General features: G+C 51.5%; 16 protein-coding genes and 1 pseudogene. 5 read left to right on the top strand and 12 right to left on the bottom strand.

What is annotated here, in order from left to right:
* Nucleotides 1–343, top strand: a pseudogene (locus FHC51_RS10900) (IS21 family transposase); the annotation flags it as partial.
* Nucleotides 340–1,122: an IS21-like element ISSen3 family helper ATPase IstB gene (gene istB, locus FHC51_RS10895; RefSeq protein WP_001531258.1), complete on the top strand. Its 783-nt coding sequence runs from the start codon at nucleotides 340–342 to the stop codon at nucleotides 1,120–1,122. The pseudogene FHC51_RS10900 and the gene istB, both read left to right, overlap by 4 nt.
* A 45-nt stretch (nucleotides 1,123–1,167) precedes the next feature.
* On the opposite strand, the gene FHC51_RS23165 is transcribed toward istB, so the two are convergent.
* The 11 genes from FHC51_RS23165 to FHC51_RS10845 form a co-directional block, all read right to left on the bottom strand.
* Nucleotides 1,168–1,539, bottom strand: a complete 372-nt coding sequence (locus tag FHC51_RS23165; protein WP_309236317.1) for a DUF3850 domain-containing protein — start codon at nucleotides 1,537–1,539, stop codon at nucleotides 1,168–1,170.
* Nucleotides 1,536–1,793, bottom strand: coding sequence for a hypothetical protein (locus FHC51_RS10885; protein ID WP_220435505.1), 258 nt, complete (start codon nucleotides 1,791–1,793; stop codon nucleotides 1,536–1,538). The genes FHC51_RS23165 and FHC51_RS10885 overlap by 4 nt, the downstream gene beginning before the upstream one ends.
* Nucleotides 1,794–1,796: 3 nt before the next feature.
* On the bottom strand, nucleotides 1,797–1,973 hold the full coding sequence (locus tag FHC51_RS10880) for a hypothetical protein (RefSeq protein ID WP_220435504.1): 177 nt from the start codon (nucleotides 1,971–1,973) through the stop codon (nucleotides 1,797–1,799).
* Between the two features lie 4 nt (nucleotides 1,974–1,977).
* Complete coding sequence (locus tag FHC51_RS22915; protein WP_255584828.1) at nucleotides 1,978–2,373, bottom strand: ead/Ea22-like family protein; 396 nt, start codon at nucleotides 2,371–2,373, stop codon at nucleotides 1,978–1,980.
* On the bottom strand, nucleotides 2,370–2,624 hold the full coding sequence (locus tag FHC51_RS10870) for a hypothetical protein (RefSeq protein WP_220435503.1): 255 nt from the start codon (nucleotides 2,622–2,624) through the stop codon (nucleotides 2,370–2,372). Before FHC51_RS10870 ends, FHC51_RS22915 begins: the two co-directional genes overlap by 4 nt.
* A complete protein-coding gene (locus FHC51_RS10865; RefSeq protein ID WP_220435502.1) occupies nucleotides 2,621–3,088 on the bottom strand; it encodes a transcriptional regulator in 468 nt (155 codons plus the stop codon). Before FHC51_RS10865 ends, FHC51_RS10870 begins: the two co-directional genes overlap by 4 nt.
* Nucleotides 3,085–4,968, bottom strand: coding sequence for a toprim domain-containing protein (locus tag FHC51_RS10860; protein WP_220435501.1), 1,884 nt, complete (start codon nucleotides 4,966–4,968; stop codon nucleotides 3,085–3,087). The genes FHC51_RS10865 and FHC51_RS10860 overlap by 4 nt, the downstream gene beginning before the upstream one ends.
* A gap of 111 nt (nucleotides 4,969–5,079) precedes the next feature.
* Nucleotides 5,080–5,934, bottom strand: a complete 855-nt coding sequence (locus FHC51_RS10855) for a replication protein (protein ID WP_220435500.1) — start codon at nucleotides 5,932–5,934, stop codon at nucleotides 5,080–5,082.
* Nucleotides 5,927–6,073 (bottom strand): hypothetical protein, encoded by a 147-nt coding sequence (locus FHC51_RS22910; protein ID WP_255584827.1) that lies wholly within the window; start codon nucleotides 6,071–6,073, stop codon nucleotides 5,927–5,929. The genes FHC51_RS10855 and FHC51_RS22910 overlap by 8 nt, the downstream gene beginning before the upstream one ends.
* Nucleotides 6,074–6,106: 33 nt before the next feature.
* On the bottom strand, nucleotides 6,107–6,406 hold the full coding sequence (locus FHC51_RS10850; RefSeq protein WP_220435499.1) for a CII family transcriptional regulator: 300 nt from the start codon (nucleotides 6,404–6,406) through the stop codon (nucleotides 6,107–6,109).
* Nucleotides 6,407–6,538: 132 nt separating this feature from the next.
* Nucleotides 6,539–6,745, bottom strand: a complete 207-nt coding sequence (locus FHC51_RS10845) for a Cro/Cl family transcriptional regulator (RefSeq protein WP_220435498.1) — start codon at nucleotides 6,743–6,745, stop codon at nucleotides 6,539–6,541.
* Between the two features lie 101 nt (nucleotides 6,746–6,846).
* Here FHC51_RS10845 and FHC51_RS10840 point away from each other — a divergent pair, with 101 nt between their 5' ends.
* A complete protein-coding gene (locus FHC51_RS10840) occupies nucleotides 6,847–7,560 on the top strand; it encodes a LexA family transcriptional regulator (RefSeq protein WP_220435497.1) in 714 nt (237 codons plus the stop codon).
* A 396-nt stretch (nucleotides 7,561–7,956) separates the two neighbouring features.
* A complete protein-coding gene (locus tag FHC51_RS10835) occupies nucleotides 7,957–8,490 on the top strand; it encodes a DUF2335 domain-containing protein (RefSeq protein ID WP_208558436.1) in 534 nt (177 codons plus the stop codon).
* A gap of 133 nt (nucleotides 8,491–8,623) precedes the next feature.
* Here the strand turns inward: FHC51_RS10835 and FHC51_RS10830 are convergent, their stop codons facing one another.
* Nucleotides 8,624–8,902: a hypothetical protein gene (locus FHC51_RS10830; protein WP_309236316.1), complete on the bottom strand. Its 279-nt coding sequence runs from the start codon at nucleotides 8,900–8,902 to the stop codon at nucleotides 8,624–8,626.
* A gap of 269 nt (nucleotides 8,903–9,171) precedes the next feature.
* On the opposite strand from FHC51_RS10830, the gene FHC51_RS10825 reads away from it, so the two are divergent.
* A complete protein-coding gene (locus FHC51_RS10825) occupies nucleotides 9,172–9,534 on the top strand; it encodes an antitermination protein (protein WP_220435496.1) in 363 nt (120 codons plus the stop codon).
* Nucleotides 9,535–9,710 lie beyond the last annotated feature (176 nt).

The following is a 9,710-nucleotide window of genomic DNA, read 5'->3' as shown; positions in this document are numbered from 1 at the left end:
GCAGACTAAAGGCAAGGTGGAGAGGATGGTGCAGTACGCCCGCAACAGCTTCTATATCCCGTTAATGACACGCCTGCGTCCGATGGGGATCACCGTCGATGTTGAAACCGCAAACCGTTACGGCCTGCGCTGGCTGTACGATGTGGCCAATCAACGTAAGCATGAAACTATCCAGACCCGCCCCTGCGATCGCTGGGTGGAGGAACAGCAATCCATGCTGGCACTGCCACCGGAGAAAAAACAGTATGACGTGCAGGTTGATGAAAGCCTGATGACCTTCGACAGGCAGCCGTTGCATCATCCGCTCTCCATCTATGACACGTTCTGCAGAGGAGCCGCATGATGGTCGAACTGCAACATCAACGGCTGATGGTGCTTGCCGAACAGCTCCAGCTGGACAGTCTTATCGGCGCAGCGCCGGCGCTGTCGCAACAGGCGGTGGATCAGGAATGGAGCTACATGGACTTCCTGGAGCACCTGTTACATGAGGAGAAACTGGCCCGGCATCAGCGTAAACAGGCGATGTACACGCGGATGGCAGCCTTCCCGGCGGTAAAGACGTTCGAGGAGTACGACTTCACCTTCGCCACCGGCGCTCCTCAGAAGCAAATCCAGTCGCTGCGATCCCTGAGCTTCATAGAGCGTAACGAAAACATCGTGTTGCTGGGGCCATCGGGCGTGGGAAAAACGCATCTGGCGATAGCCATGGGCTACGAAGCAGTACGGGCGGGCATCAAGGTTCGCTTCACAACAGCAGCGGACCTGCTGCTACAGCTGTCCACTTCACAGCGTCAGGGCCGTTACAAAACGACTCTCAATCGTGGTGTCATGGCCCCGAAGCTGCTTATCATCGATGAAATAGGTTATCTGCCGTTCAGTCAGGAGGAAGCCAAGCTGTTCTTCCAGGTCATCGCCAAACGTTACGAGAAGAGCGCGATGATCCTGACCTCCAACCTGCCGTTCGGGCAGTGGGATCAGACGTTCGCCGGTGATGCAGCGCTGACATCGGCGATGCTGGACCGGATCTTACATCACTCACACGTCGTGCAAATAAAAGGGGAAAGCTATCGACTGAAGCAGAAACGAAAGGCCGGGGTTATCGCTGAAGCTAATCCTGAGTAAACAAGGTGGATCAATATTAAACCGTTGGTGGTGGCGGTAAGTGGATCACTTTTTACCCGTTGTTGACAAGAAGTACCAATCTTCATTGAAACCAGCGTCTCTGGCCCACGCCTCGAAATCTTCCCGGCTCGCATTATCCACCACCGCTGGCTGCGGTAACTGTGGTGCTGCGTAGACAGGCTCTCGCTCAATGCTCAGCATGACATATCCAGGCAACCACTCTCCCACATCAGCAATGTGCGTAACGAACGTGTTGATGAATTCTCCTGTAGGGTTGCAGCTACCTTTGGGCGTTTCCATCAGGTGAAGGGTGTCGCCAACCTTAAAATCTCGGTCATTTTTACGCAGCTCTGCGCGCTTAATTCCAGTGCAAACAGCGCTGAAGTGTTCAGGGTAAATCTTCAGGTGATGGATCATTTCAATCCCTCCAGCAGTGGCAGGCGGTAGAGCGGGATAGTGCCTAGGGTCTGTTCCATGTTGTTAGCGAGATAATACCCATCGCCATGTCGTGATGCGCGGTAGAAGCCCACTGGTTGTTCCGTCAGCGCTGCCAGTGCGATTTTGAATATTTGCGCATCGAGTTGCGCTTCTTCAACATCAGGATAATGAGTTGTTACCGCAAGACGGCGCTCAAGCTTCTCAATCAACTGCTCTTTGGTAAATTTGGTCATGGGTTAGTCCTCAACCTTTCCCGTATCACGCCACTGCTTTAACACCTCGATTAGCTTTCTTGCCTGCACCCAATCTATCTCTATCGGCTCTATACATTTTGAGTTATCAATTAATAATGTTTTTGTGTTATCTGAATTAATATCCAGATAGTCACCGCTCTTTGTGCGTTCAATTCTCATATCCCTACTCCCCCACCTTAGTGATGATTCCAGCGGCGTGACCGGCTTTCTCGATAGCGTCAGCACACAGGTCAATCATGTGGTTTACCTCGCCGTACCCAAGCGTTCGACCGTCTACGTAAGCAGGTAGATTTACGACCAACTCCCGCGCCTCAAGTTCAGCAATCCTCTTCTCTGCGGCCTCCAGCTCATCCAGCAGCGCCCGAACTACATCGGCAGCTTTCTGGCACTGGTCAAAAATGCTCACGTCACAACCGGTATCGAATCCGTCCTCAGTTTCAAAGCGAAGCTCTACAGTGTCGCCGTCGATATCTGAAGGTTCGAACCCAGCAATGTTTTCCAGAATGCCGATAGTGCTTTCTGCGCTTTCACGCAGCGCCTGTTTGTTGATGTTGCTCATTGGGCTGCCTCCTGCTTGACCAGCGCCAATCCATCTTTGATGAAAGCATGGTATCGCTTTCCGGTTAGCGCAGATTCAACCAGCGGAGTTAGCGGAAGAAGTAAGCTAATTACCTTAGTGAATTCTTCAAACCCGATTTCGAATTTCTCATAGAGAAGCTCATCAAAATCAAACCCATCGTTACGCTGTTCGTCGGTAATGCCGTAGATGGCGCTCAGTAATTCCTCAACTTCGAAATAATCTATGCTCATACTTCTGCTCTCCCGCCCCTGACTGATGCCAGGCACTGATTGAATAGGTTGGTTAAAGGGTTGGCCATGCCAAAGATGTACGGTGCGCTCTTGCTGTAGTTCCACACTTTCGCTCGGCCCAGCCATTGCCGGTGCACCTCACCCTGCTTGCTTAGTGATGCAAGAATCTGCGAGGTGACTTGCATCTCAAGACCTGTCGCGGCTGCAATAGCCGATGAAGCTCCTTCGTTTCCAGCCTCCAGATAGTCCAGAACCGCTTTACGCCGGTTCGCATGAAGCTCGGTCAACCGATAACGCTTGATGCCGTTATGGGCGCTGTAGATTTCAAGCTGGCCTGATTCTGTGAGTTCCCGGAGGAGTTGGGTAATGCGGGATTTTGGTGCGCCGGTTAAAGTGTGGAATTCTCTGGATGATGTCGGTTTGTTGGTTTCAAGGTGGTGAAGTGTTTTTTCTCGGGTGTTCATGTGCCTTGCCTCACGTTATCGCCTGCCCAGACCTCGTTGTATTCAGAGACCGGCATGTTGGCGATGTAGTTGTACGGGGATGCTGTTTCGGTGGGTAAGAACTGGTGCGAGTTGGCATCGAGGTAAAGCGGTATGCCGCCTTCCCATCCCTCGCCGTTACGCTGCTTCTCAAGCATCAGGACAGATGCGGGAGCGGCCAGCGCCTTGCGTTCCTTGTCGTCCAGTTCCTCACCCTGCTGGTCTTTCTGAATGGCCTTCTCACGAACCTTGTTGCGCCAAATGATGAACAGGTTATCGGTGAGGTCGGTAATCGAACCTGAACCCTTAACGTCCATCTTGCCGGTAGGCTTCTCCTCGCTGTCTCCCTTGCGGCTATGGGTGACGAGCAGGACGTGAGTATTGGTTTTGTTCTTGAAGTCACACAGCGCGTCTACGAAGGCTTTCTGGCCGTTGTAGTCGTCATCACCTATTCCGCATTTCATCAGGCTGTCGATGATGAACAGCTCGATGCCGTAACGCTTCCAGGCGTAGGTGAATATTTCGATCAGCCGATCAGCTTTGGCGGTTCCCGTCAGGCCGAATAGCCATAGCCGGTCATCGTAAAACTTGAAGGCCGATTCGATTTCAAGCTGCGGCGGCAGTTTCAGGCAGGTTGACTGCCGGGTCAGACGTTTCAGCAGGATGCCGGGCTTAATTTCCAGTGAAGCGACGCAGGTCTTAACCCCCTGGCGCATGGCTTCCAGTGCCATATGCCCCACCACCTCGGTCTTGCCGTGGCCGTTGACACCGTTGACCAGCGTCAGCTCGGCCTGACGGAATGCGAAGTTGTGATTCAGGCATTCCCACGGGCTGTAGAACAGGCTTTGCTCTTTGCCGTAGAAGGCGTTGATGGTGTCCTGATAAAACTCCCTGGCGCTGTAAAGCTCCTCAGGGTCGAAAAATGATGCCCGTTCCAGATATCCCACGATGTCATCGGAAGAGATGCCAGCCATCAGGCACTCGTTGATGTCTTTGTGGGGAAGTTTTACCAGGCGGCAGCGGTGCTCACCGAGGCGGGTTGCAATTTCTCTGGCGGCGGTCTGGCCTACTTCGTCGCTGTCCATGCTTATCCAGATTTCGTCGAACCGGTCCAGGTTGTGATACTCAAACTCAATCCACTGCTGCTTGGCCCCCTTCCCCCCACCGAACGGCACGGACAACGCCGGGAAACCGTACTGGTAGTAACTCATGCAGTCGATTTCACCTTCGCACAGGATGACGATCCGCATGTTCTTCGGGATAGCCTGCCAGCCATACAGACACGGCTCGCAATCACCCTCAGCCATGATGACCTTCTTTCCGCCAGGCCGTTCTGTGCTGATGCGCTTGACCTGCAACAACTCACCGTCACGCTTGTAGGGGAATGCCAGCGCGTCCAACTCTCGCTCTCCGTTCCAGACCTTGGCCGCGGCAACTTCGTACAACTTCGCCGTCTCTGCGGAGATCCCGCGAGTGGCAAGATATTCGATGTGCTTTTCGGTTTTGGTGAGGTAACGGGAGATTTTCTTGCGATCTGGCCGGGAGAATTTCTTTTGCTGCTTTGCTGCGAAGTGGTGATCGTCGTCCTTGATGCCCAGAAACTCTTTGGCTTCGGTCATCGCCTGATGTAACCCGCAATCCCTGACGGCTACCCAAAGGTCCAGCAGATCGCCAGCGGTTCCCTCTGCAAAATCAGACCAGACTTTCTTCCCTGCCAGGTTAACCTTGAGGCTCTTCCCTGACTCCCCGTTAATACTTCCGGCCACCCACTCGTGGCTCTCTCGCTTACCGTTGGGCAGCAGGTATTTCGCCACCCTTTCGACCTGATTCCATAGCAGGTCACTCAATTCGCTCGGCGTCATGATGCCCTCAAATCAAACTTATTGAACCAGTACCGGACAAACCCATCGCTCAGTAAGCCGTGGTTGTAACCGGCAATCAGCAATGCCTTGAACCGTGATTTCATCGTGACCTCACATGAAGACGTATCCGCTCTTGCTGACGGTCACGGCTGGCTTCTGGCCGGATGGTTGGGGATCTGCAGTTGGCTTCTCGTCTTCCCACCGCTTGCCGTTCAGGTAGGTAGCCGGGTGAAGCTTCTCGAATCCGAATTGCTTACCCATCCGGGAGGAGATATCTCCTGCAAGGAACGAAGCGAACTGGTCCGGGGTGCCACCGTTAGCGCGACGCCACTCCTGGTATTGAGTTCTGAATGCTGACTTGGCATTTTTCTTTCCGGTCTTACACATCCCCGCAAGCCAGAAAATCTTCTCGAATGCCTCATCGGTTGCCTGGTGTTTGTTTGAAGGCTGAGGTGGTTTTTCTTCCTCCGCTCGAACCTGTTCGGGCAGAGTGTTTTTAATGTCTTTATTGTCTTTTGTAATAGTGTCTTTTGTGTCCCCCTGTTTTGAGGGATTCGACTCCCTCAATTTGAGGGATGTTTTATCCCCTGTTTTGAGGGATTTCCCCTCGTTTTGAGGGATACACCATTCATCGATGTTTTTGTTAGGCCCGAACATGCCGCCTTGCTGCTTGATGACGTTCATTCTGACAAGCTCTAACTTCGCTTCATTGCACCGTTTGACCGGCAACTTTGTGATCTCGCTAAGCTGAGAATCGCTGATCCTGTCCATCGGCTTATTCCACCCGTAGGTTTTACGCAGAATAGCGAGCAGCACTTTGAAGTGTCGCTTGGTCAGATCAGCGCCTGAATAAGCTTCAAGGAGCATATTTGACAGCCTGGCGTACCCATCATCGAGTTCTGCCACACGACGCTCCACGACCGTCAGAGACGGCCTGATTGGTGTTACTGTTGCAGGGCTACTCATGACCGTTCTCCTTCCGCTTTAGTTCTTCGATGATGGCTCTCAGCTTTACGCCAACAGCCGGGTTACAGGATTTGATGAACCGGTCACGAGCAATATTTTTGTGAATTGCTGCCTGGTAAAATCGAGGTTTCTTAGGCATAATGACTCCTGTGAATTGATCCAGTTATTCATCTCAGAATTTCATGGTGATTTGCTCTGAACGCTCGGTTGCCGCCGGGCGTTTTTTATTGGTGAGAATCTCAGCTACCTGCTTTGCCAGCCGCGCCATATCGTCATCAACGATGCCCCACTCCAGCACCGCCAGTAGCATCGACAGCTTAGGCAGCATGCTTTCCTTCCAGCGGGTAATGCCCGACTTATCCATCCCCAGCGCCTTTGCAACATTGGAGGCACCGCGAATAGCAATCTGATTCAGGATCCAGGACTCAATTTTTCGAGCCTGATCTTTGTTTCGTGTGGTTGTGTTATCCATTTGTGATAATTCCTTTGTGTTGAAATAGTTAAAGGCCATGCGCAGACACGCAGAGCCATGTTTGATGTGTTTTATTGGAGCTAGCTTTTCAGCTACGTAGGCCGGACGGCCGTTGTGGTAAGTAGTTGGTGCTTATGCGGCGTTATTTTCGCGGCGATAACTCGGGAATGGCTTCAGTTCTTCAGCCGACACAGTCCCATCAGGGTGGACGATTACGGTTATGTCTCGCTTTGAGGCGAGAGCCTTGTTAATCGCACTTTGATATACACCAAGGTCTTGAGCTGCCTTGGTTTGACCGAATCGCTCTGCGTACTCAGTTAATTTTATGCGCTGATCCATGTGACCTCCTTAGTGCATGGATGATATTATCACCGCAGGAGGTAATTATGTCAACATCTGCGGTGTTAGTAAATTATTCCCTCCGGTGTTAAATTTTGACTATGAGCATAAAAAAGAAACCATTAACAGAAAATCAGCTGCAAGACGCCAAGCGTCTTAAGGCGATTTACGAGAGCAAAAAGTCAGAATTGAGGCTCTCACAGGAATCCATTGCCGATGCTTTAAATGTCGGTCAATCAGCTATAGCCGCGTTACTTAATGGGGTTAACGCCCTCAATGCGAGCAATGCTGCCGCCCTTGCGAAACTGTTAAAAGTTAGTGTTGGTGACTTCAGTCCGGCGCTGGCTACAGAGATTGCAGAAATGTACAAGTCAATCTCTTCAGATCCTGTGGTGAAGGGTGAATATGAATATCCGGTTTTCACTCATGTTCAGGCTGGCATGTTCTCACCGGAGTTCCGCACTTTCACAGAGCGCGACGCTGAGGGTTGGGTCAGCACGACTAAAAAGGCCAGTGATAACGCATTCTGGCTTGAAGTCGATGGCCACTCAATGACAGCGCCTGCAGGCTCGCGCCCAAGCTTCCCTGAAGGAATGCTCATCCTTGTGGACCCGGAAGAATCAGTTGACCCTGGTGATTTCTGCATTGCCCGCCTGGGTGGCGATGAGTTCACTTTCAAGAAGTTGATAAAAGACAGCGGGCAGGTGTTTCTGCAGCCTCTGAACCCTCAATTTCCGATGATTCCATGCCATGAACAATGCCGGGTTGTTGGAAAGGTAGTGGCCTCGCAATGGCCTGAAGAAACTTTTGGTTGATGGGCAAGGTGTTCTGGTCGGCGCATAGCTGGTAGATACTTTGCTGCGGTTGGACAAAATACTGCCCGGAACTTCGGCAGTAATTTTCTGCTAAAGATGTTGGGTGCTTTTCCGATATATAAAAGCAGACGCAAATTTACATGATCTTTTGTGCTGTATCGCTTGCTGAAAGCTAGGTTTTGCGTAAACTTCAATTACTCAAATTTGAGTTAACAACATATAGGACAACCCACATGAAAAAATCTGCAAAGCTCTTTTTCAGCGCTATGGGCTCTATCCTTGACCTTTGCCCAGCAGGCGGTTACAGCGAATATCGTTACACGACTACGGACGCCGACTTGATCAAGTCTGATTGGGTTCGTGTCGGTGGTTATATGAGACACGCGGTAACCGATAATGAGCAGAAAAAAACCTCAAAGAAAGCCTCAAACCGCCGATCCGAGAAATCTTGTTAACCAACCTGCCACGTTAGGGCGAGTCCAGGACGGTAAAACAGAGCTTCTTGTAAATGAGGTTGTAAAAAACCCCCAAGTTCTTGAACGTCTCATGGATAGGCCTGAAATGGCAGGCATCATGATGCAAGTTACTCATACCAGATCAGGCCCTCTTCCTGATGCCGATGAGTTGGCTAGATACGAAAGAGTATCTCCAGGCTTTGCACGTGAAATAATGGAAATGGCTAAAGCCGAACAAAAACATCGACATGAGCATCTAAAAAAAGGACAAAATGGAGCCATCTGGCGAGATCGGTTAGGTCAGATATTTGCCATGATTTCTGTTCTTATTTTCGCTGGCTTAGCTTATGTGATGATCCAGCATGAGGCTTTTGGCTGGGCAACCGGTTTGTTAGGGGTGGAGCTAGTTGCATTAACAAGCGTTTTTGTAGCTGGACGAAAGGTCAAACAAAGTCCAAATCAAATCAAAAAATGATCATACCCGGCCGCCGCGCCGGGTTTTTTATTGCCCACCCATAAAGCTATCCGCCATTCTGCCGATAACTATCCAGCCTGAAGCTGATAATAATAACTATCGCAACACTGCCTGCCCGCCCGTGCGGGCTTTTTTATTGCCCCTTCCGCACCAGCTCCGCCGCATCCCTGTTAGCCCCCTTCCCTATCACGTTCCCGGTTTCATGCCTGGTGCGCTCCAGCCTCTCTACAAGGTTATCCCTGCTGATCGGGGTGCCGCTTGCTATCAAATTCACCACCGCCAGCCCTAAGGCGTTGAGAATCAGGCCAGCATTATCTTCGTTGATGTTCATACGGCACCTCTTCTGATGTTTTTTAACCATACCAGCCAGCGTGAAAAAATAAATATTCGGCAAAAACAAAAACTTAACCATTAGCGGTGTTATTTTTATCTCTTGCGGTGTTGACTTAGTTACCACTTGCGGTGATTATTGTATCCATCAGCAGGAAGCAGCACTCACCAGGACGGTGAACCTACAACGATTCAGTGATGAATCTACGAGGCTGAAAAGCCTGATTACCAAAGTGAGCTTTGGGGTGAATGCAGAAGCTAACCTTCTCGGCGGAGGCGCTTGGCAATGAGTACGCGACCGGAGTTAGTCGCCCGGCTGTATTCACCACCAAAGTTCATCAGGAGGTCACCATGACACGCAGAACAGCATTCAATGGGTCAGCAGCCGGTCGTCGCCGTGAGCGTCGCGCAGCAGTACAGAGCGCAGTTGCCGTAAGCGCTGAGACCATGCATCGCCCTACCCTTAGCCGCGCTCAGGTTCAGGCTAAGGGACAGCACCACACGCCAGCAAGCATTGAAGATGCGACCCCGATTAAGTTTGTTGCACAGGATGCAGTGTGGCAGCGCCAGGAATACAAGCGCCAGCTCGAACGCGCAGCCATCGTCTACAGCAATGAGTTCGGCAATAAGCCGCTGGAAAGCGGAATGTGCCTGCCGGATGTGGCGATTTATGCCGCCGGTCACCGCAAAAGCAAATCGATCACCGCTCGCTGAGGTGGCCCATGAAGAACAGCATCAAGTGTCCGGTATGCGGTAGAGACTTCGATCCACGCACACCGGTCTGCAACATCAGCAAGTATCACCCATCGGCGAAGAACTGCGAGCTGGAGAAGATACGCGATGCCCGGCGCAAGCATTACGCACAGAACGAATCGAGCGGGTCGAGTGGC

Origin of the sequence: Leclercia sp. EC_58, assembly GCF_019584355.1 — a bacterium.
Classification (GTDB): Bacteria; Pseudomonadota; Gammaproteobacteria; order Enterobacterales; family Enterobacteriaceae; genus Enterobacter.
Note: the sequence above shows the minus strand (reverse complement) of the source record. Positions and strands in the feature narration are given on the sequence as shown.